Annotated in this window: 22 protein-coding genes and 1 pseudogene; 10 read left to right on the top strand and 13 right to left on the bottom strand. The window is 65.7% G+C overall.

Translation table 11 applies throughout. The features are described 5' to 3' along the window. Positions 1-24 precede the first annotated feature (24 nt). Entirely contained in the window at positions 25-618 is a 594-nt protein-coding gene (locus HYG81_RS21765) for a hypothetical protein (RefSeq protein ID WP_180841786.1), read from the bottom strand. 134 nt (positions 619-752) lie between these two features. On the opposite strand from HYG81_RS21765, the gene HYG81_RS21760 reads away from it, so the two are divergent. The 3 genes from HYG81_RS21760 (at position 753) to HYG81_RS21750 (ending at position 3,535) form a co-directional block, all read left to right on the top strand. Beyond that, the gene (locus HYG81_RS21760) at positions 753-1,877 is read left to right on the top strand and encodes a Gfo/Idh/MocA family protein (RefSeq protein ID WP_180841785.1); all 1,125 of its coding nucleotides are present in this window, start codon (positions 753-755) and stop codon (positions 1,875-1,877) included. 83 nt (positions 1,878-1,960) lie between these two features. Beyond that, the gene (locus HYG81_RS21755; protein WP_180842953.1) at positions 1,961-2,440 is read left to right on the top strand and encodes an SHOCT domain-containing protein; all 480 of its coding nucleotides are present in this window, start codon (positions 1,961-1,963) and stop codon (positions 2,438-2,440) included. Between the two features lie 90 nt (positions 2,441-2,530). Then, entirely contained in the window at positions 2,531-3,535 is a 1,005-nt protein-coding gene (locus HYG81_RS21750; RefSeq protein ID WP_180841784.1) for a zinc-binding dehydrogenase, read from the top strand. A gap of 107 nt (positions 3,536-3,642) precedes the next feature. On the opposite strand, the gene HYG81_RS21745 is transcribed toward HYG81_RS21750, so the two are convergent. Continuing rightward, positions 3,643-3,891: a hypothetical protein gene (locus HYG81_RS21745; protein ID WP_180841783.1), complete on the bottom strand. Its 249-nt coding sequence runs from the start codon at positions 3,889-3,891 to the stop codon at positions 3,643-3,645. A gap of 111 nt (positions 3,892-4,002) precedes the next feature. Here HYG81_RS21745 and HYG81_RS21740 point away from each other — a divergent pair, with 111 nt between their 5' ends. From HYG81_RS21740 to HYG81_RS21730, 3 genes are all read left to right on the top strand, one after another. Beyond that, a complete protein-coding gene (locus HYG81_RS21740) occupies positions 4,003-5,235 on the top strand; it encodes an HD domain-containing protein (protein ID WP_180841782.1) in 1,233 nt (410 codons plus the stop codon). Between the two features lie 185 nt (positions 5,236-5,420). Continuing rightward, positions 5,421-5,630 carry a hypothetical protein gene (locus HYG81_RS21735; RefSeq protein ID WP_180841781.1) on the top strand — a complete coding sequence of 70 codons (210 nt, stop codon included), beginning with the start codon at positions 5,421-5,423 and terminating at the stop codon, positions 5,628-5,630. A 61-nt stretch (positions 5,631-5,691) separates the two neighbouring features. Then, a complete protein-coding gene (locus HYG81_RS21730; protein ID WP_180841780.1) occupies positions 5,692-6,747 on the top strand; it encodes an amidohydrolase family protein in 1,056 nt (351 codons plus the stop codon). Positions 6,748-6,757: 10 nt separating this feature from the next. On the opposite strand, the pseudogene HYG81_RS21725 reads toward HYG81_RS21730, so the two are convergent. From HYG81_RS21725 to HYG81_RS21710, 4 genes and pseudogenes are all read right to left on the bottom strand, one after another. Next, positions 6,758-7,299: pseudogene (locus HYG81_RS21725) on the bottom strand (gamma carbonic anhydrase family protein). Between the two features lie 371 nt (positions 7,300-7,670). Further along, positions 7,671-7,952 carry a DUF3006 family protein gene (locus HYG81_RS21720; protein ID WP_180841778.1) on the bottom strand — a complete coding sequence of 94 codons (282 nt, stop codon included), beginning with the start codon at positions 7,950-7,952 and terminating at the stop codon, positions 7,671-7,673. A 200-nt stretch (positions 7,953-8,152) separates the two neighbouring features. Beyond that, positions 8,153-8,548, bottom strand: coding sequence for an OsmC family protein (locus HYG81_RS21715; protein WP_180841777.1), 396 nt, complete (start codon positions 8,546-8,548; stop codon positions 8,153-8,155). Between the two features lie 165 nt (positions 8,549-8,713). Then, positions 8,714-9,442, bottom strand: coding sequence for a metal-dependent hydrolase (locus HYG81_RS21710; RefSeq protein ID WP_180841776.1), 729 nt, complete (start codon positions 9,440-9,442; stop codon positions 8,714-8,716). A gap of 443 nt (positions 9,443-9,885) precedes the next feature. Here HYG81_RS21710 and HYG81_RS21705 point away from each other — a divergent pair, with 443 nt between their 5' ends. The 3 genes from HYG81_RS21705 to HYG81_RS21695 all read left to right on the top strand — a co-directional run bounded on the left by HYG81_RS21705 (position 9,886) and on the right by HYG81_RS21695 (position 13,366). Beyond that, positions 9,886-10,149, top strand: coding sequence for a hypothetical protein (locus HYG81_RS21705; protein WP_180841775.1), 264 nt, complete (start codon positions 9,886-9,888; stop codon positions 10,147-10,149). A 90-nt stretch (positions 10,150-10,239) separates the two neighbouring features. Beyond that, positions 10,240-12,525, top strand: a complete 2,286-nt coding sequence (locus tag HYG81_RS21700; protein WP_180841774.1) for a DHH family phosphoesterase — start codon at positions 10,240-10,242, stop codon at positions 12,523-12,525. A gap of 328 nt (positions 12,526-12,853) precedes the next feature. After that, positions 12,854-13,366 carry an SHOCT domain-containing protein gene (locus HYG81_RS21695; RefSeq protein WP_180841773.1) on the top strand — a complete coding sequence of 171 codons (513 nt, stop codon included), beginning with the start codon at positions 12,854-12,856 and terminating at the stop codon, positions 13,364-13,366. Between the two features lie 8 nt (positions 13,367-13,374). On the opposite strand, the gene mnhG is transcribed toward HYG81_RS21695, so the two are convergent. From mnhG to mbhE, 7 genes are all read right to left on the bottom strand, one after another. Beyond that, positions 13,375-13,776: a monovalent cation/H(+) antiporter subunit G gene (gene mnhG / locus HYG81_RS21690; RefSeq protein ID WP_180841772.1), complete on the bottom strand. Its 402-nt coding sequence runs from the start codon at positions 13,774-13,776 to the stop codon at positions 13,375-13,377. Continuing rightward, on the bottom strand, positions 13,773-14,063 hold the full coding sequence (locus HYG81_RS21685) for an MrpF/PhaF family protein (protein WP_180841771.1): 291 nt from the start codon (positions 14,061-14,063) through the stop codon (positions 13,773-13,775). The genes mnhG and HYG81_RS21685 overlap by 4 nt, the downstream gene beginning before the upstream one ends. Further along, positions 14,056-14,661: a Na+/H+ antiporter subunit E gene (locus HYG81_RS21680; RefSeq protein ID WP_180841770.1), complete on the bottom strand. Its 606-nt coding sequence runs from the start codon at positions 14,659-14,661 to the stop codon at positions 14,056-14,058. Before HYG81_RS21680 ends, HYG81_RS21685 begins: the two co-directional genes overlap by 8 nt. Next, on the bottom strand, positions 14,661-16,310 hold the full coding sequence (locus HYG81_RS21675; protein WP_180841769.1) for a complex I subunit 5 family protein: 1,650 nt from the start codon (positions 16,308-16,310) through the stop codon (positions 14,661-14,663). The genes HYG81_RS21680 and HYG81_RS21675 overlap by 1 nt, the downstream gene beginning before the upstream one ends. A 97-nt stretch (positions 16,311-16,407) precedes the next feature. After that, positions 16,408-16,761 carry a sodium:proton antiporter gene (locus HYG81_RS21670; RefSeq protein ID WP_180841768.1) on the bottom strand — a complete coding sequence of 118 codons (354 nt, stop codon included), beginning with the start codon at positions 16,759-16,761 and terminating at the stop codon, positions 16,408-16,410. After that, positions 16,758-17,222: an MnhB domain-containing protein gene (locus tag HYG81_RS21665; protein WP_180841767.1), complete on the bottom strand. Its 465-nt coding sequence runs from the start codon at positions 17,220-17,222 to the stop codon at positions 16,758-16,760. Before HYG81_RS21665 ends, HYG81_RS21670 begins: the two co-directional genes overlap by 4 nt. Further along, complete coding sequence (gene mbhE / locus HYG81_RS21660) at positions 17,219-19,687, bottom strand: hydrogen gas-evolving membrane-bound hydrogenase subunit E (protein ID WP_180841766.1); 2,469 nt, start codon at positions 19,685-19,687, stop codon at positions 17,219-17,221. Before mbhE ends, HYG81_RS21665 begins: the two co-directional genes overlap by 4 nt. A gap of 184 nt (positions 19,688-19,871) precedes the next feature. Here mbhE and HYG81_RS21655 point away from each other — a divergent pair, with 184 nt between their 5' ends. After that, positions 19,872-21,533, top strand: a complete 1,662-nt coding sequence (locus tag HYG81_RS21655; RefSeq protein ID WP_180841765.1) for a tRNA uridine(34) 5-carboxymethylaminomethyl modification radical SAM/GNAT enzyme Elp3 — start codon at positions 19,872-19,874, stop codon at positions 21,531-21,533. Positions 21,534-21,618: the final 85 nt, after the last annotated feature.

The raw sequence follows: 21,618 nt of genomic DNA, 5'->3' as shown, positions 1-21,618 counted from the left end.
GTTGCTCTCCCTCGAGCGAAGGTGTCAGGGAAGATCGATATCGGGCGGGGACCCGTGACACCCGACGACGATCGTCCCGTCGCGTCGAACGACGATACCGTAGCCCAGCAGGGTGAGTTCGAAGATCACGTCATTGCCCGACCCGCCGTCGCTTCTGACTGACTCTTCGACGGCGAACGTCACCGACTCGATCTCGGGGGTCTCGTCCGCGATCACCTCGAGCGTCGCAGTCGGCACGTCCTGGATCACGCCCTCGATGGTAAACGCGATCACGTCGGGTGGCGATTTGATCGATTCGAAGTCGTCGCCCGCCGACGTGCGAAGCGCGTCGAGACTGGTGGGAACGTCGTCCGCATCCGGAGTCGCGACGCCGACGTCGGCGTTCTCGAGGCGGAGCGTCGCGGGTCCCGTCAGGTCGATTTCGACGGGGTCCGAGTCGTCGGTCGACACCGTGATTCGGACGGGATCCAGAGTCGCGCCCTCGAACTCGGCGAGCAGCGCCTCGGTCACTGTGAGCGTTCCCTCGATGGCGAATTCGAGCTGATCGGGCGGCCGTCGCTCGAGGGTCTCAGTCAGATGAATACTGTCCGCTTCGTCGAGATCGATTGTGACGGTCATCGGTTTCCCACCGGTACGTCGTGAGGGTCCACAGGTGTGAAACGCTATCGTATGCCGCGAAACTGATCAATGTGATCGGAACCGATCGACGATCACGCCAAAGCGCTAACTACCGGGCCGATGAACGACCGGCCATGACACTCGAGGTCGGCGTACTCGGCTATCGATTCATGGGCAAAGCACACGCGAACGCGATGGCGCGGCTTCCGATGTTCTTCCCGGACGCACCGGAAATCGAACGCAGCGTTCTCGTCGGCCGCGACGAATCGGCGCTGTCGGACGCCGCCGAACGGCTCGGCTTCGACTCGATATCGACGGAGTGGAGAGACGTCGTCGACGACGTAGACGTCTTCTACAACCTCGGGCCGAACCACGTCCACCGCGAGCCGTCGGTCGCTGCGCTCGAGGCGGGGACGCCGGTCTTCTGTGAAAAACCGCTCGCGCCGACGCTCGAGGCCGCCGACGTGATGGCCGAGACGGCGCGCGAGGCGGGTGACGACGTGCCCGCCGGCTGCGCGTTCAACTACCGGTTCGTGCCCGCGATTCGGTACGCGAAGGGGTTGCTCGAGGCGGGCGAACTCGGCGAGATCCGTCACGTCCGCGGGCGCTACCTGCAGGACTGGCTGGTCGATCCCGAGGCCCCGTGGTCGTGGCGCAACGACGAGGAGATGGCCGGCTCGGGCGCGCTCGGCGATCTCGGCTCGCACACGGTCGACCTCCTGCGATTCCTCGTCGGGTCCGACGACCTCTCGGGCGGGATCGAACGGGTCAGCGGTCACCTGCAGACGTTCGTCGACGAGCGGCCAGTTGAAGACGGCAGCGAAACCCGTCCCGTCACCGTCGACGACGCCTACACCGCGCAACTCGAGTTCGAAAACGGTGCCGTCGGATCGCTCGAGGGGACGCGAGTCGCGGCGGGCCACAAGAACGACCACACGATTGAAATCCACGGCACCGAGGGGAGCTTGAAATTCTCGCTCGAGCGGCTGAACGAACTCGAGGTACTCCGCGAGGGAGACCGCGGCTACGAGACGATCCTGGTCACCGACGAGGACGACCCCTACGTCGATCACTGGTGGCCGCCGGGCCACGTGCTGGGCTGGGAGCACACCTTCGTCCACGAGAACTACGAGTTCCTCAGCGCGGTCGAAAGCGGCGACGAGTTCGAACCGAACTTCGAGGACGGACTCGCCGCCCAGCAGGTGCTCGACGCGATCGAACGAAGCGACGAGCGGGGCGAGTGGGTCAGCCTCGAGTAGGCCGAGATCGCGTTCCGACGCCCAACCGACACTCAGCGCTTGACAGGATTTTTTGTAGCTCCGCTAAGAATAGCACGGTGGGAATGGACGACAGGATTCGGGGATTCATCGCCAACGAGAGCTGGCTACTGGTGGCGATCCTGACGTTCGCACTGGCGAGTATTACCGGAGCCGCCGGCCTCGGAGCGCTCGCGAGCGCGATCTCGATCGTCGGGTGGTTCCTGCTGACGCCGATCCTGCTGTTCTGGGGCGAGGAGGTCGCGTTACTGCTCGAGAACGACGAGGCGACGGACGCGACGCGCAACGGCGAGACCGACGCCGAATCGGATCCGCTCGAGGAACTGAAACGCCGCTACGCGGCGGGGGAGATCGACGACGCGGAGTTCGAACGCCGACTCGAGCGACTCGTGGCGGTCGACGAGATTCCGGACGATGTGATCGGTTCCGGGTCAGTCGACGAGATGACGACGGACGCTGCGATAGTCGATGAGACGCGGGACGACGCGACTCGGACCGAACCGCTCGAACGTGATTACGAACGGGAACGGGAACAGGATCGCTAACTGCGGGACCCTCAGCGACGACACCACTCGCGCTCGCCGATCGCCGGAGGCGTCGAGTATTCCCGGCTGGCCACCCAACGACGACTCGCTATGGCTTCGGAGATGACCGCCTACGTTATCGAGGAGTACGGCGATCCGGACGTCTTCACTGAGACGACCCTCGAGGTCCCCGAACCCGGACCGGACGAGATCCGCGTCGCGGTCGACGCGTCCAGTCTCAATCCCGTAGATTACAAGATCCGACAGGGCGCGCTGCCCGACTTCGCTCCCGAACTCCCGGCGACGCTCCACTGTGACGTGTCGGGCGTCGTCGACGCGGTCGGGGAGAACGTCGAGGCGTTCGCGGAGGGCGACGAGGTGTACGGCATGCCCGGCGGCGCGGGCCGACAGGGCTCGCTCGCCGACTACGTCGTCGGCCACGCCGGAACCTTCGCGCACGCACCGGAGTCGATCCCGCTCGAGGAGGCCGCCGCCCTCCCGGTCGTCGCGCTCACCGCGTGGGAACTGCTCACCGACAAGGCGAGCGTGGACGGCGGCGAGGACGTGCTCGTCTACGGCGGCAGCGGCGGCGTCGGGCACATCGCCGTCCAGTTGGCCGATGCGTTCGGCGCGACCGTGACCGCGACCGGCTCGAGCGAGGACAAGCGCGAGTTCGCCGAGCGACTCGGTGCCGACGCGACGGTCGACTACACCGACACGGACGTCGAGACGTACGTCGACGAGCACGCCGGCGGTGCCGGCTTCGACGTCGTCGTCGATCCGGTCGGAGACGACCACCTCGAGACGGCGTTCGAGGCGGTCCGGCCCTACGGCAGCGTCGTGACGACCGAATCGAGCGCGGCCGAGGGACTGGATCTCGCGCCCATGCACGCCAACTCCCTCGAACTCGGCGTCGTACTCGTTATCCTGCCGGTCCTCCTCGGCGATCGACAGGAGCGCATCGGCGAGGAACTCACCGAGATTGCGAGCCTCGTCGACGACGGCGCGGTCGCGCCACATATCGACGAGCGCTTCGCCTTTGACGAGGCCGCCGACGCACACCGACGCGGCGAGAACGGGGACTTCCGCGGAAAGCTGTTGCTCGTCAACGAGTGAGCGTGCTGCGGGCGGAGCGCACATCGCTGGTCGAGCGCGATTCGACTACGCGCGCTTGAGCCCGATTTGGCTACGCGCTCGAGACCGATCGGATCCGACGCGCTCGCCTACGTCGACTCGATTGTGGACACCGTGTGAATCTCGTCGTACCGAACGCTGCCGTTGTTGAGTGATTGGCCGTCGATCTCGAGGTGCCCCGGCTCGATGCCCGTTACCTCTCCGGTGACGGCCGTCTGGTGGTCTTCCGTTCGCTCTTCGCTGCGAACCTCGACGGTATCGCCGATCTCGACGTGATCCTGAACGAGCGCTTTGATCCGGTCCGTGTCGGCGTCGGGGGGAATCGTCAGGTCAGTCATTATTCGCTCAAACGTAGTACCGCCACACCGGTAGTATTTGAGCCGGGATACGCAACTCGAGAGCCGTCACTCGGACGACCGTTTTTGTACGAACCCGCCCAATAGCAACTAATGAAGGTCATCAAGGACAGCGTCCACGATCACATTCAGATCGACGGCGTCGCTCGCGACCTGCTCGATACGCCCGCGGTGCAGCGACTCCGGAACATCAGCCAGCTCGGGACCGTTTCGCTGGTCTATCCGTCGGCCAATCACACTCGCTTCGAACACAGCCTCGGCGTCTACCATCTCGCTTGCGAAGCGCTCGAGCAACTCAACGTCGACGGGCAGCAAGCCGAGCGAATCCACGCCGCGGCCCTGCTCCACGACGTGGGTCACAGTCCCTTCAGCCACAACCTCGAGGCGCTGACCCACCGCCGGACGGGCCGATACCACGACGACGTTCACGAACTGCTTTCGGAGGGGGCAGTCGGCGAGGTGTTACGAGCGCACGATCTCGAGCCGGCCAGAGTCGCGGACCTGGTCGCCGGCGAGGGCCGGTTCGGCCAGCTGGTTTCGGGCGAACTCGACGTCGATCGGATGGATTACCTGGTGCGGGACGCCCACCACACGGGGGTGCCCTACGGGACGATCGATCACGGCCGCCTCGTTCGGGAGTTGACCTTTGCGGACGGCGAACTCGTCCTCGCCGAGGGGAACGTCCAGACCGCCGAGAGCCTGCTGGTAGCTCGGGCGCTGATGAACCCGACCGTCTACAGCCACAGCGTCGCCCGGATCAGCAAGGCGATGCTTCGGCGGGCCGGCGAACGGCTGCTGGACGCACCCGCGACTGACGTCGACGCCGAGACGCTCCAGCGGATGGACGATCACGACCTGATCGCCGCACTGCGCTCGTGCGAGGCGACCGGTGAGTTCTCCCGGCGGCTGGATCAGCGCGACCTGTTCAAGCGGGCGGTGTGGGCCGAGATCGACGACGTCCCGGGCGGGATCATCGAGGCTGACCACGAGACGATTCGAGAGTTCGAACGCGAGATAGCCGATCGGGCGGATCTCGATCCGGCACACGTCATTCTCGACGTCCCGAGTCGTCCCTCGATGACGGAGTCGACGACGCGCGTGATGGTCAACGGTGAGATCCGTCAGCTAGGACAGCAGTCGCCGCTGGTCGAGGCGCTGCGGGCGGCCCAGTACTCCCAGTGGCGACTCGGGATCTACTCGCCGCCGGAGCTCCGCGATCGCGTCGGCAGGGTCGCCGTCGACGTCCTCGGGCTGGACATCGACGGCGCGCTGGTCAGCGAAGTCCGGAACGGAATGGATGCGACGCTGGATCAGTTCGTCGATTGAGGCAGCCTACTGTCAGTCAGTTCCGGCGCAACCGCGAACTACCCTGCGATTAGCGCCGAGAAATCGTTACAGCAGACCGTATGAGGCGGGCCACTTCGGTAGCTGCCGACCGCTCGAGCGTGGGCGGATCGGGGTAGCCAATTCAGGCTCGCGGCTTATCCCCTGTCGATGACGAGAACTACGTGATGAGTAAATTTGTCTTCAGGATCCTGACACTGCTCGTTGCAGCGACTGTGATCGCCGTCGCACTGGTCGGCTGGGCGAGCGGTTTTATCGGAATCGAAGCCGTCGACCGATCAGTCTCTGGCCCGGTCGTCGGACTGCTCCTGCTCGCCCTGTCAGGCCTGATCGCCGTGTTGTTCGAACCCCTCGAGATCGACGACGAGTCAACCTGATTTTCGACTCCCGCTCCACGAAACCGTTGCCGTTGAAGGCACTGGCCGCGAACTGACTCGTATGGAACGAACGGGAACGATTCTCCGCGGCCGCGAGTTCGACCCCGTCGAGGGACGGGTGGTCATCGACGACGACGGCCGCATCGAGGCCATCGAGGAAACGGCGGTCGAAAGCGACGATATCATCCTCCCAGCGTTCGTCAACGCCCACACCCACATTGGCGATTCGATCGCCAAGGAGGCCGGCGGCGGCCTCTCGCTCGAGGAACTCGTCGCCCCGCCGGACGGGCTGAAACACCGGCTGCTCCGGGCGGCCTCCCGCGACGAGCTCGTGAGCGCGATGGAGCGGTCGCTGGGGTTCATGCAACGGGCCGGGACGGCGGCCTGTCTGGACTTCCGCGAGGGCGGCGTCGAGGGCGTTCGGATGCTCGAGGCGGCCGCGGACGGCCGCGAGATCGACGCGCTCTCGTTCGCGCGCGGCTCCGTCGATGCGATGCGCGCAGGCGACGGCTTCGGCGCGAGCGGGGCGAACGACGACAGCTTCGACCGGGAACGGACGGCGACCCGGGAGGCGGGCAAGCCCTTCGGGATCCACGCCGGCGAGGTCGACGAGAGCGACATCAACCCGGCGCTGGACCTCGAGCCGGACTTTCTGGTCCACATGGTTCACCCGAAGCCGGTCCATCTGGACCGGGTCGCGGACAGCGAGATTCCGATCGTCGTCTGTCCCCGTTCGAACCTCGTCACCGATGTCGGACTGTCGCCCTACGCGGACCTGAACGAGCGGACGACGCTCGCGCTCGGGACGGACAACGTGATGCTCAACTCGCCGTCGATGTTCCGCGAGATGGAGTTCCTCGCCAAGCTCTCCGAGCTACCGGCCGACGAGATCCTCCGAATGGCTACGATCAACGGTGCCGAGATCGCCGGCCTCGACTATGGCCTGCTCGAACCCCGCCGAGAGGCTCGGCTGCTGGTTCTCGACGGCGACTCGGACAACCTCGCCGGCGCGCGGGAGCCGGTCCGGGCCGTGGTCCGGCGTGCGGGCGTCGACGACGTTCGGGAGGTCGTCTACGGCTCGGGCGCTGACGACGAGAGTAGCGGTCAATTCAGCTAAGCCGACTGCCTCAGTCGTCGAGTCGTTCGGACGTCTCCGCGTGTTCTTTCGCGAGTTCGACGTATCGATCGGCCGTCGCCTCGAGGCCCGGATCGTCGATCTCGGTTTTCGGTTCCGCGGGCGCACCGGCGACGAGCGTCGACGGCGGGATCTCGGTGCCCTCCGTGACGACGCTGCCGGCGGCGACGACCGCTCCCTCACCGACGTGGGCGCCGTCGAGGACGACCGCATTCATCCCGACCAGCGCGCGTTCGGCGACAGTCGCGTCGTGGACGATTGCGCTGTGACCGACGGTCGAGTGGGGCTCGAGTTCGGCCGTCTCGTGGAGAACGGCGTTGTCCTGGACGTTGGCCCCTTCGCCGACGACGATCGTGCCGTGATCGCCGCGGAGCGTGGTGTTCGGCCAGACGCTGGCCTCGTCCTCGATGATGACGTCGCCGATGACGACTGCGGCCTCGTCAACGTACGCGGAGTCGGCGACCTGCGGTTCCGTGCCGTCGAACGATCTGAGCATACCCGTTCTGTCTCGAGAACGGTCTTGAAGGTGACCATCGGGTCCGACGCGACGCCCGTTGCAGGCTGTGCGAACCGCGGAGGCTGTGTGGCGGCAGCCTTCGTTGTGTTAGTGGTCGATCGTGCGGACGGGCTACGGGTGATCGGCCACAGATGGTTGAACGGTTGAATCGGCTCACCGACAGTAACGTCCCTCCTTGTTCGGTTCCAGTCTCTATCCTGTTGGTGGAACGGAATTTCGTCACGATACCAATACACGTTGGCATCATGGCTAATACGGCGTCCGTGAAACCCGAGACGTGGCGACACGGAACTATCCGTTTGGATCGCGTCGTGACGCCATGTCATCCCCCCGAACCACCCACAGTTCGGTATCCCCTTTCGTACCCGACAGCCACTCCCCGCCGCTCTCATTCCTCGTCGGACAATCGCTCGGAGAGTCGATCGAATCGTTTCCGTACCGATTCCCGCCGGTCTCGTTCGACCTCCTCGCGGTAGGTCGCCTCGAGTAACTCCCCCGCGTCTCGGTCGACAGTCGCGTCGAAGACGGCACCCTCGTGCCGGCCGTCATCGGGCAGTTCCTCGACGGCGACTGTGAGTTCGTCGACGACGGTCTCGTCGGCCTCGAGCAGGAGTACTGCCGTCGTCCCGTCGACGATCCGATCGAGGACCGTAGTGTAGGTTTCAGGCATGTCGTTTCACCATGCAGTAGGAGCGGCAGCACCATCAACCGACGGCAGGTCGGTCGCGATGGCCGGCTGTTCGAACTCGAGCGACCGGCGACCGGCGATCGAGTGAGCACTCATCTTGGAGCCCTCGAGCGACGGTCCACCTCCCTCGAAACGTGGAACGCGTGCGACGAGTGTTGTGGATCGAGGGCTTCAGGCTGCTCTCAGAACGCGTTCCCCTCGAAGCTCGTGTCGGCGTGCAGACTCTCCTTCAGCGCGTCGTGGACCTTGCAGAGTTCGAAGGCGCGTTCGATGATCTCCTCGCCGGTGTCGTCGTCGACGTCGGCCTCGACGCTGATATCGAACTGGACCGACTCGAGTTTGTCGTCGTCGTTGAGTTCGCCGCTGGTCTCGATCTCGATCCGTCCGAGGTCGTCGGCCCCGCGCTGTTGGCCGCCGACGCGCAGCGCCGGGACGTAACACGAGCCGTAGGCCGCGAGCACGGTCTCGAGCGTGTCGGGAGCCTCCTCGCCGTTCGCGTCGATCGTGGTCTCGAAGTCGCGGATCTCGTTCGTCGCGCTGTACCCTTCCTCGGAGACGGTGGTGACTTCTTTCGCCATGGCAGTCGAGTCGTCCACGGGCGGCGCTGTAAATATTGTTCTCGCGAGCGCGACGATCCGGTCGGTTGACGAAATCGCGGCGGACAGCTGACGGAACTGACGGCGAGCAGTCGACAGAAATAGCGGTGATCGCTACCGAAAAGCGGCAACGGTTGACAGTCGCGATCAGGGCTCGAGTTCGAACGGCTCGTCGGCCTCAAGGGCGTGGACTTCCGTATCGCTACCCGTCGCTTTAACTTCCCTGGCGAAGTCCTCAGGGTCCTGCTCGATCGGCGGGAAGGTGTCGTAGTGTTGCGGGAACGCGTGGTCGACGTCGAGCCAGTCGACGGCGACGGCGGCCTGCCACGGCCCCATCGTGAAGTGATCACCGATCGGCACCGCGGCGGCATCGGGCTCGAGATACGGGCCGACGACCTCCCGCATCTCGCTCATCAGGCTGGTATCGCCGGCGTGATAGAACGCCGTCGACTCTTCGTCGCTGACCTGTGTCGGCTTCGTATCCGAGACGACGAAGCCGGCGGGCATCCCACCGCTCGCGTCGTTCTCGGTCATGATCCCGTTCGTGTGGTCGGCGCGAACCATCGTGACGTACGCGTCGCCGCACTCGACGGTGCCGCCGAGGTTCATTCCCATCCCGCCGACGGCGTCCTCGAAGCCGAACTCCTCCTGGCAGTAGGCGGTCAGTTCCGGCGTCGCGACCAGCGTCGCGTCCGAGAACTCGCCCGCGTGGGCGATGTGGTCCGCGTGGCCGTGGGTCAACAGCACGTACTCCGGCGTGTCGACGTCGGCCGGCTCGAGGTCCGTCTTCGGGTTGTCGAAGAACGGGTCGATCAGTAGCGTCGTTTCCCCAACGGTGACGTACCACGTCGAGTGGCCGTGCCAGGTAAGTTCCATACCACTCGAGGCGTTCGTGCGATGGCGACTTAAAAGTGGCCGAGGCGAACGATCCGTCGTTCGCCGCGACTCGGTCCGCGTCCGGTGAATCGGGTCCCGTTTCGGGAGTCGGTACCTCGGCGGATCGGGTGTCCCGCTTCGGTGGGTCGAACGTCAATGACCGTTCGACGGCCTGCAAGAGACGTATACGATCACCAACCCTTATACGGGCTCTATCGCAACGATTGAAGGCCGCACGCGAATTGACACACCACGCATGCGGTCTGGGATCGCGGTCCGGTCGATTGCCCGTCCGTTGCGGTCGACGACCCTGCTGCGATTTCCAGGCGGTTTGAGACCACTGGTCGGCGACCTATCACGACGGACGACAACGCCGGCTCGCTGTCAGCACGTCGTGACCGGCAATGCCGTGTCGTTTTTTACCCCTGGCCCGTACTCGAGCTATGCTCGCACTCACGCTCGAGGAGTTCATGGTAGAGCTGAACGACGGCGCGATCAAGAACGTCGGTCCGAACAACAAGGCGGCGACGGTCAAACTATTCGACGTCGACTCCGCTGAAGCGAGGGAGTTCGGCGACAAGCGCGTCAAACTCGTCTTCGAGGACGAGGACGACAACGAGATTCAGGTCTCGCTGTTCCCGGAGGACGTTCGGAAAATCGTCGACGATATCGAGGCGCTCGAGGAGGATTCGCCGGTTTTCGACTGACGGCGGCCCGATATCCCGATCACGATCGCGACTCGTCTCGCGAACGCATTCCGACAACCGTTTTAGGGCGAAACTGCTTGGTTCGAGTAGATGGGTAACTGTATCATCTGCGGCACACCCGTTGACGGCGAGATCTGTCAGAGCCACGAGGAGGATGCTGTTTTCGAATTTCGCGGCACGACCGCCTCACAGCTCACCCCCGATCGCTACTATCGGGGAACCGTCGACGGCTACGCCGACTTCGGTGTCTTCGTCGACATCGGAGACCACGTCACCGGCCTGTTGCATAGAAGCGAACTCGACCAACGACTCGAAAGTCTCGACTGGGAACCAGGGGACGATGTCTTCGTCCAGGTGCTCGACGTTCGAGACAACGGCAACGTCGACCTCGGCTGGTCGATCCGCCAGCGCGAACGCGAGTTCCGCGGCAAACTGATCGAAACTGCTGACGACGAATACCGTCCCGAGGAGCTCGAGGACGACGCCGACGGGGCGTCCGCTGACGCCAATGAGTCGTCCGCTGAGACGACGACCGAGACGACCGACGAGTCGGAGTCGTCCACCGAGACGCCTGACGAGTCGCCCGCCGCGACGAGCGACGGGAGCGACCAGGAGCTCACCGACGACCGAGCGGCGAAGGCGGGCGAGTTGCAGGCGGCCCCCGAGGACACCGAGCCCGAATCGGAACCCGAGACGGAGTCAGTCGACGACGGGCAACCCGCGGCCGCGGAAGCGGCCGGCACCGTCACGAGCGGCGGTTCCGTCGCGACGGAGTCCGCCGCCGCATCGACGCCGGCGACCGACGACGCGGCCGACGCCGAACCCGAGTCCGAGTCGGAGCCAGCGCTCAAGCGAACGACCATCGAGTCGATCGAGAACAAGGTCGGCAGCGTTGTCCGCCTCGAGGGCGAGATCACCGGCGTTCGCCAGACCAGCGGTCCGACGGTCTTCGAACTGCGCGACGAGACGGGAACCGTCGAGTGTGCGGCGTTCGAGGAGGCCGGCGTTCGCGCCTACCCGGACGTCGAACTCGAGGACGTCGTCGCGCTGGAAGGCGAGGTCGAACGTCACCACGGCGACCTGCAGGTCGAGACCGAATCCCTCGATATTCTCGAGGGTGAGGACGAACAGACCATCGTCGACCGCCTCGAGAGCGCGATCGAACGCGAGGCGCGTCCAGCCGATGTCGCGCTGCTGGCCGATCACGAGGCAGTAGCGGCCGTCGAAGACGAGGTCGCCGACGCGGCGACCGCGATTCGCCGCGCCGTCATGGAGGCGCGACCGGTCGTCGTTCGCCACGGCGCGACCGCCGACGGCTACGTCGCCGGTGCCGCCATCGAGCGCGCCGTCCTCCCGCTGATCCGCGAGAAACACACCCGCGAGGACGCGGAGTACCACTACTTCGAGCGCCGTCCGCTCGACGGCCGCGTCTACGACATGGACGCCGCGACGAGCGACGTCACCTCGATGCTCGAGGCTCGTGACCGTCACGGCGAGCAACTCCCGCTCGTCGTTCTGGTCGACGCCGGCTCGACGATCGAGTCCACCGATGGCTACGAACTGCTCTCGCTGTACGACGCCGACTCGGTCGTCATCGACGACAGCCGAGCGGACGACGAGGTCGGCGACGCCGTCGATGTCGCCGTCGCGCCGTCGCTGGCCGGTGCCGATGTCACCGACGTCACCTCAACCGCGCTGGCGACCAATGTCGCCGCACACGTCAACGACGACGTTCGCGACGACCTCGAGCACCTCCCCGCGGTCAGCTACTGGGAGAACACGCCCGAGGACTACCTCGAACTCGCGACCGAGGCCGGCTACGACGAGACCGGCGTCTCCGAACGGCGCGAAGCCATCGCGCTCGAGGCCTACTACCAGTCCTACAAGGACAAGCGCGAACTCGTGATCGACCTGCTGTTCGGCGACGACGAGTCGGCGCGACCTCGAGACGGCGATCTGGCCGCCCACGTCTCCGAGCAGTTCCGCGACAAGCTCGAGACCGAACTCGAGACGGCCCGCGAGAACCTCACGGTTCGCGGGCTCGACGGTGTGACCGTCTCCGTGCTCGACACGGACGCGTTCACGCACCGATACAACTTCCCGACGACGATCCTGCTGCTGGACGCGCTCCACCGCAGCGAGCGCGATCGAGCCGATCCGCCGTACGTCACGCTGGGCGTCGGCGACGACGAACTGCACGTCCGCGCGACCGAACCCGTGAACGTGCGCGATCTCGGCGATGCGATCGCCGAAGCAGTACCGAACGGCGGTGTCAGCGTCGTCGGCGGCCGCGACGGTCACGTCGAGTTCCTGCCCGGCGCACGCGATGCGGTCCGCGAGGCCGCACTCGAGGCGCTCGGCGAGACGCTCGCGTAACGCTTCGCTCTCCTCTGTCGTCCACAGTCCACTAGCGACGGCGCTCTCGAATTGCCGTCGAACTCAGCGTGGCGATTCCGACGGTTCTCCGGTCGCGTCGTTCTATGTCGGCAGCGCATTCGCGCTGACTGGCGTCGGGTCGTTCCTCGTGATTCTGGTGTGGTTCCACGGAACCGACGCGCTTACGGAGTGGCGACGGCCGATACGGATAGCGTTCACTGGACTGCTCGTCCTCTACGACTGTGTCTGAGTAATGGAGTGCTGGCGACTGATTTAGTAACACCTCGAGCCGATAACGTATTTCCGGTAGCCGAACGATGGATTCCCTATGGATGCGATCGAGAGGCCCGATCGCGAGCGCGACGCGGATACCCCGGTAACCCGCCTCCGTGAGAACGCGACCGGAATCGCGTCGCTGCTCGTGACGGCGTTTTGGCTCGGTGCGATGTTCACGGGCCAGTCGTGGTGGCTCGCCGCGTTGCTCGTCGGCTACGTCGCCGTCGTGCCGTTAGTTGCGATCCTGTTCGGCGACGAGGAGGATCAGCGGGAATGGGCCGACGACTACGTGGGCACGGACGAATCGGAGACGGTTTCGGAACCCGAGACGACGGCGACCGACTCCGGAACGAACACACGTGACGCCCTCGAGACGCTTCGCGAACGCTACGCCGCCGGCGAGTTGACCGACGAGCAGTTCGAGCGCAAACTCGAGCAGCTACTGGATACCGAGACGCTCGAGGGGGCACAGGAGTGGGCTCGAGGGCGGGAGCGTAACCGAGAGCGGGATCGGAACGATGACCGAGAGCGGGACGAAGATCGAGACCTCGAGTACGAACGCTGACGGAAATTTCAGTCGTCGGTCGGTTCTGTCTCGTCCGATCGTTCGGCGCGGTCGGGCCGATCGACACGCTCGGATCGCTCCGACCGTTCGACCGCGTTCGGGTCGGGCCAGGTAACGCTCCCGAGGAAGGGGATCCCGATCCGCTCGGCGGCGCGGGCGATCATATGCGCGCCCGTCGGCACCGTCAGGAAGAGGAAGACGATCCCGATGAGCGCAGTCAGGCCTTCCGAGCCGGGCCCGAACTCGACGAAGCCGGCGAGGAAGATCGCGGCAGTGCCGAGCGTCGTCGGCTTACTCGTGGCGTGCATCCGGTTGTAGACGTTTGGCAGGCGCAAGAGGCCGACCGTGCCGACGGTCAGGAAGAAGACGCCGACGACGATCAGCGCGATGATGACGGCGGTATGAATCATTCGATCACCTCGCCTTCGGTGACGAACTTGGCGACCGCGACGGTCGCGATGAAGCCGATGATCGCGAGCACGAGGCTCACGGTGATGAAGAGTCCCCGGTCGGTCAGGAGGGCGAACAGGACCGCGATCGCGACGACGTTCGTCGCGATGGCGTCGAGCGCGACCACGCGGTCGGGGTTCGTCGGCCCGCGGATCACGCGGTAGCCACAGAGCACACAGAGCCCGCTAACGAGGACTAACGCGGCCCGGATTGCCATCTCGAGGGCGGCTGGATCGCTCTCAGTCATCGTCGACACCTCCGCCTTTGGGACCCGTGGTACTGTCTCTTTCCCCGCCGGAGACGACGATTTCGGGCGGCGGGTCCGACGGCGACGCGTCCTCGTCGAACAGCTCGAGGGCGTAGTTCTCCCAGGTCCGGATCGGCTCGGCGATCGCTTCGGGATCGCGGCCGTTGACGCCGTGAACGTAGAGGGAATTCGTCTCGTCGTCGTAGTCCAGCGTCACCGTCCCGGGCGTGATCGTGATGCTGTTGGCGATGACGGTGATCGCGATATCGGATTCGACCCGGAGCGGCACCAGGATCACCTCGGGCTCGATCGGCATGCCGGGCGAGAGCACTCGATAGGCGACGTCGAGGTTCGCCCGCAGGAGCTCCCAGGTGAACGTACCGAGATAGAGCCCGGCGTAGGGGAGCGCTCGAGCCCCGCGGCCGAGATCGACGTACTTGCCGTACAGCCGCCGGAAGACGTACGCGACCGGGAGGCCGACGACGAGTCCCGAGAGGAAGCCCCGGAGGAGCGAGATCGGAGTGAGCGACTGTCCGACGACGAACACCCACAGAACCGCGAAGACGACACCGGCGACTGGCCAGGTTCGCACTCGCATCAGTGCTCACCCCCGCCCGAGTCGCCCAGTTCGCTCACGTCCTGTGGATCGACGGCGTCGACGTATCCCTCGGTGTCGAGCGCGGCCTCGGCGGCCGTTTCCGCGAACTCGTAGACCGGTTCGAAGCCGACGCCGACCGCGACGATAGCCACCGCGAGGACGACGAGCACGGCTACCTGGACGGAATCCACTGTCGCGGCTTCCACGGCCGGCGTCCGCGCGCCCCAGAAGCTCTGATTCCACATCCGGGTCGCGTAAGCGATCGTCAACAGCGACCCGACGAGCAAGAGCACGAGGACGGGACCGGCCCCCGCTCGAGCGGCGGCGTCGAAGACGAGGAACTTGCCGAAAAAGCCCGAGAGCGGCGGGATCCCGACGAGCGCGAGCGAGGCGACGAACACCGCAATCGCCAGCGGCGGCGATCGGCCGGCCAGTCCGCCGAGGTCGGCGAAGCGGCTCGTCCCGGTTGCCGACCGGACCGTGCCGACTGCGAGGAAGAGCAGTCCCTTCGCCAGCGTGTGGTTGAGGGCGAACACCAGCGCCGCGACGATGGCGAACTCTCGGAGCGCCGGACCGGTCGTCGTCGCCGCGATGGCGACCGGGATCGCGATGAAGCCGACCTGGCCGATGCTCGAGTAGGCGAAGACGCCCTCCATGGAGTCGCGGCCGACGGCCCCGATGCCGCCGACGAGGATGCTGCCGGTGGCCATGACGAACAGCGCCGCGCCGACGAACGGCAGCGGCGAGTCGCCCGCGATGGCCACGTCTACCAGCGGGAGCGGCAGGTCGACGGCGACCTCCGCGCCGGCGAACACGGTAAAGGAGAGCCGGATGATGGCGTAGATGCCGACCTTCTTGGTCGCGCCGGCCAGCAGTGCGGTGATCTGTGGCGGCGCGGCCCGGTAGGCTGTCGGGATCCAGAACTGGAAGGGGACGAGCCCGGCCTTGATCGCGAAGACGGACAGGAGCAAGCCGAGGAGGCCGACGACCGGAATCGGATCGAGGCCGTAGGCCGCCGGCTCGGCGAGGCGCTGGGCGAGATCGGCCATGTTGAGCGTCCCCGTCGTCGCGTAAATCCCGCCGACGCCGAGCAGGAAAATGGCGCTGGCGAGCAGGTTGAGCGTGACGTACCAGAACGCGGCACGGGTGTGCTGGGGGCCGCCGCTGTAGGCGACGAAGACGTAACTGGCCATCAACATTACTTCGAACCAGACGAAGAGGTTGAACAGATCGCCCGTGAGGAAGGCACCGGTAACCCCCAGCGCGAGGAAGTGAAAGAGCGGGAAGTAGTAACTGCGTCCCTCGCCGCCGGGGAGGTGGCGAGTCGAGAAGACGAGCGATGCGATGCCGAGAATCGCGACCATCGTCAGCATGAACGCCGAGAGGCCGTCGGCGACGAGCGTGATGCCGAAGGGCGCCGGCCAGTCGCCGACCTGGTAGGTCGCGATCCCCGGCGCGTCCGGTGCGAGGACGATATACCAGTCGATCGCCGCGACCGCGATCGCGTAGCCTGCCCCGCCGGCGAGGCTCACGACCGCTCGAGCCCGCGGACGTTGGCCGAGTAACAGCGTCCCGACGGCCGCGACGAGTACGACCAGCATCGGTGCGATCACGAGCGTCGATTCCGTGCCGACGGGCGTCGTCGTCATCGGCGATCACCCGTCGGTGCCGTCAGCGTCCGTTTTCGATCAGTCATTATCACCGTCAGCGTCGTCATCATCGCTGTCGTCACCGTCTCGATCGCCGTCATTCGCGATCACCGAGTTTCGTCACGTCCAGCGTGTCGTGTTCCTCGTACACCCGATACGACAGGACGAGCGCGAACGCGGTCATCCCGAAGCCGATGACGATGGCGGTCAACACGAGCGCCTGGACCAGCGGATCGGCCGTCTCCGGGACGTGCTCGCCGTGGCCGGCGAGGATCGGGACCGAGTCGGCGACCGCCGGCGCGATCCCGCCCATCGACAGCAGGTAGAGGTTCGCGGCCTGGCTGATGATCGCGAGTCCCCAGACGACGCGGATCAGGTCCCGCCGCAGGAGGAGGAAGGTCCCGAGGGCGAACAGCGCGCCGACTGCGGCCGCGAGGACGATCGCCGTCATTCCGCACCCACCACCGAGAGGATCGTGAGCAGTCCACCGACGACCACGCAGTAGACGCCGAAGTCGAACGCCAGCGCGCTCGCGACCTCGAGGTGATCGTAGATCGGGACTCCCTCGAGCATGACGAACGTCTGCGTGAGGAAGCTGCGACCGAACAGCAACGGTGCGAGTCCGCTGGCGACCGCGATCGCGAAGCCGTAGGCGAAGAGCCGGCGGTAGGCGACGACGACGCGGTCCCGCGAGGGCTCCTTGCCCGGATCGACGTCGCGACCCAGGATTCCCCGCTCGAGGAAGTCCAGCCCGAAGGCCATGTAGACGATCGCGAAGGCCGTCACCGTGAGGACGCCGCCGATGAACCCGCCGCCGGGGAGGTTGTGTCCCTCGAAGAACAGCGAGATCGCGACGACCAGGATGATCGGGACGATCGCTCGAGCGGTCGTGCGCATGATGACCGTCGTCATTCGTCGTCACCTCCGGAACTGCCGCCGTCGCGACGGGTTCCGGCCGGTTCGTCGTCCGGTAGTTCGTCGTCGGTCAGTTCGTTGTTCCCGTTCGGCATATCAGTGAGTGCGTCGCCCTCGCTGCGACCCCGCATGACGATCAGCGTCAGGATCGAAATCGCGGCCAGCGCGACCACGGCGAGCTCGCCGAGCGTGTCGAAGCCGCGGAAGTCGACGAGGGTCACGTTGACGATGTTGGTGCCGCCGCCCTCGGGAACGGCCCGTTCGGCGTAGTAGCGGGCGATGTCGCTCGAGCCGTCCGGGCGCGCGCCGGTCGTAACGAGCACCGTGACGAACGCGGTCGCACCGACCGCGAGCGAGAGGACGACGTCGCGGACGGGCGCTCCGATTTCGATTCGGTCGGACGACGGAATCTCCTCGATGACGAGCAAGAAGATAACGAGCACGAGCGTCTCGACGACGAGCTGAGTCAGCGCGAGATCGGGCGCGCTCGCGAGGATGTAGAAGATCGCGATCATGAAGCCGAGGATCGAGAGCGTGAGGACGCCCGCGACGTGCGTATCGGAGAGCACGACGGCGAGCGCGCCGACGACCGCGACGAGCAACACGAGCGTGATCGACGGGGTCGCCTCGAGGCCGAACTCGGCCGGTGCGATGGCCCCGGCTGCGACGAACCCCGTGAGGGCCAGCGCGCAGGTCGCGCACAGCGTCCACGACGCGTAGGTCCGGAGGTGGCCGTCGTGGACGTATTCGGCGAACGACCGGCCCTCGTCGGAGAGCCCCTCGACGATCGTGTCGTACCACCAGTTCGGACGGATCGGCGGTGTCGAACCCACGAATCCGCGGATGCCGTCGTGGAGTCGCCCGTAGAACGGGTACGCGACCAGACCGACGCCGATCGTGACCGCACTCATCCCCACCGGCGTCGAGTACGATGTCGGGATGCCGACGTGCATCTCCTGGGGATCGACCGCCGTCGCCTCGAGGCCGGATTGAACGATCGCGTCCACGGCGAGCTGGGGGTCGACGCTGACGACCGCGGCGAGCAGCGCCAGCACTGTCGGCGGAACGAGCAGAGTGACGGGCGGGCGGTGGACGTGGCCCAGCGCCTCGGGTCGCTCGCCGAAGAAGAGCGAGAGGAATCGCAGCGAGTAGAGGACGGTGAAGATGCTACCGAAGACGGCGACGGCGGGGAAGAGCCAGCCCAGAATCCCGATGTCGTGGTGGTGGCTCGCCTCGACGGCGGCCTCGAAGAGCAGTTCCTTGGAGTAGAATCCGTTGAACGGGGGGATACCGGCCATGCTGAGCGCGACGACCGTGGTGATCACCGCCGTTACCGGCAGATCGTGGCGGAGCCCGCCGAGCTTGGTGATCTCGCGGGTCCCGGCCTCGTGGGCGACGATGCCGGCCACCAAGAACAGGGCGGCCTTGAACAGGGCGTGGTTGAGCAGGTGGAAGACGCCGGTCTCCGCGCCGTAGACGGAGGTGAAGCCGAAACCGGCGACCATCAGCCCGAGATGACTCGCCGTCGAGTAGGCGAGCAGTTCCTTGATGTCCGTCGACGCGACGGCCATGATCGCACAGACGGTCATCGTCGTCAGGCCGAGCGTCGCGAACAGGAAGAGCCACTCGGGGCCGACGAGCATCGGACGGACGCGACCGATGAAGTAGACGCCGACCTTGACCATCGTCGCGGAGTGGAGGAAGGCCGAGACGGGCGTGGGTGCCGCCATCGCGTTGGGCAGCCAGAAGTGCAGCGGGACCTGCGCGGACTTGGTCCCAGCGCCGATCGCGAGCAGCCCGAGCACCGGCAGGAACAGGCCCCGTTCTCGGAGGGCCGCCGCCATCGCGTCGGACTCCTCGAGCATCGCGGCGAGATCGAACGCGGCTCCGGGACCGAGGACGTCGCCGGCGACGATCGAGAGGAAGAGGAACCCGACGAGCAAGAAGAGGCCGCCGCCGACGGTGATGAACATGGCCATCCGGGCGGCGTACTGCGAGGAGTCGTCGGCGGTGTAGTAGCCGATCAGGACGAACGACGCGAGGCTGGTGAGTTCCCAGAAGAGGAAGATCGAGATCAGGTCGGCTGCGAGTGCGACGCCGACAATCGAACCCATGAAGGCGAGCAGGGCGGCGTAGTACCTGACGAGTCCCGCCTGTCCGTGCATGTACGCGGGCGAGTAAGTGAAGATGAGCGCGCCGATCCCACAGGCCAGCAGCGCGAACAACAGTGCCCAGCCGTCCACGTGGAATCGGAGCGCGATATTCAGCGCTGGGATCCACTCGAGGGCGACGCTTCCCTCGCTTCCGTACTGGGTCGCGAGGAGGCCGAACGACGCCAGTGCAACGACGGTTCCCGCGAACCCGGTTCCCTCACCGAGGACGCGAAAGAACAGCGGCGTCAGTGCTGCGGCAATGAACGGCAGCGCGACCGCGGCGACGACCATCGCCAGGTCGGGAGACATTCAGTACGCCGGGGGTAGGGCGAGACCGCCCTTAAACGGTTACCTTTCGGTCGGCGGACCGGTTGCGGGAATCGCGTACGGCAGGGGATGACACTCACTCACTCATTCACTCACAAGCCAATCCGACCGTTTCCGATCGGCGAGTCCGACACGCTTATTCGCGAACGGCGACGAATCACCCCTAGTGAGTACCGAGACGCCAGAACCGACCGAAACCGAAGCGTTCGAGCGGGTCTGTAAGACGCTCGTCGAACGGATCCTCGCCGGCGACGTCGAGCGCGACGAGGTCGAGAAGGCCAAACTCGAGGCCTGTTCGGAGCACTCGGCACCCAAGGTGCCCAAGAACTCCGAACTGCTGGACTACGCGCCCGAGGAGCACCGCGAGGACTTAGAGCCCGTGCTCCAGCGCAAGCCGGTCCGCACGGCGTCGGGCGTCTCGCCGGTCGCGATCATGACCTCGCCCGAGCGGTGTCCCCACGGCAAGTGTCTCTACTGCCCCGGCGGCCCCGACTCCGAGTTCTCGTCGTCGCAGAGCTACACGGGCGAAGAGCCCGCCGCCGCCCGCGGGGTGCAGAACGACTACGACCCCTACGGACAGGTGACGCTGCGACTCGAGCAACTGCGTCAGATCGGCCACCCAGTCGACAAGGTCGAACTGATCCTGATGGGCGGGACGATGACCGCCCGCAGCCACGACTACCAGGAGTGGTTCGTCAAGCGCGCACTCGAGGCGATGAACGACTACGACGTCGACAAGGAGCCCGAACCGGCCCAGGGCGTCAGCTTCGCCAAGGACCCCGAAGAATACGAATTCAAATATCTCGAGGACGTCATCGCGGAAAACGAGACCGCAGATATCCGTAACATCGGAACGACGTTCGAGACGAAGCCCGACTGGTGTGACCCCGAGCAGATCGATCGGATGCTCGATCTCGGCGGGACGAAGGTCGAGGTCGGCGTCCAGACCACCTACGAGCGCGTCAACAGGGATATGCACCGCGGTCACGGCGTCCAGGAGTCGATCGACGCCAACCAGCGGCTGCGGGACTCGGCGTTCAAGGTCGGCTTCCACATGATGCCGGGCCAGCCCGGGATGAGCAAGGAGATGTGTCTCGAGGACTTCCGGCGGCTCTTCGAACAGGAGCAGTGGAAGCCAGATTACCTGAAGATCTATCCGACGCTCGTGGTGCGGGGCACCGCGACCTACGACTGGTGGCACAAAGACGAGTACGAGCCCCTGGGGAACGAGGAGGCCGCCGACCTGGTCGCGGAGATCAAGGACATGATCCCCCGCTACACCCGACTCCAGCGCGTCCAGCGCGACATTCCGGCGGACTTCATCGACGCCGGCGTCTGGAAGTCGAACCTCCGGCAGCTCGCCCGCAAGCGCATGGACGAGCACGGCTGGGAGTGCGAGTGCATCCGCTGTCGAGAGGCCGGGATGCACGACGACGAACCGGACGACGTCGAACTCGACGTGATGAGCTACGAGGCCTGTGGCGGTACCGAGCACTTCATTTCCTTCGAGGACTTCGAGAAGGACCTCCTCGTCGGCTTCTGTCGGCTCCGGTTCCCGAACGATCCCGTTCGACCGGAACTCGAGAACACGGCCCTGATCCGGGAACTCCACGTCTACGGCTCGGAAGTGACGGTCGGAAGCGAGGGCGAGACGGACCAGCACCAGCATCGGGGCTACGGCCGCCGTCTGATGGATCACGCCGAAGAACTCGCCGCCGACGCCGGCTACGACAAACTGAGCGTGATCTCCGGCATCGGCGCTCGAGAGTACTATCGAAATAAACTCGGCTATCACCAGGACGGACCGTACGTCAGCAAACGGCTCTGACTGTTTCTCCGGCGATAGCCACAATCGTTCGCCTCGAGTTTCTCTGTGAAAACTCGACCCAGTGACCCGATCGGAGTGAAAACAA

Source organism: Natrinema zhouii (assembly GCF_013456555.2).
Taxonomy (GTDB): Archaea; Halobacteriota; Halobacteria; order Halobacteriales; family Natrialbaceae; genus Natrinema; species Natrinema zhouii.
This window is presented reverse-complemented; position numbering and strand designations above follow the sequence as displayed.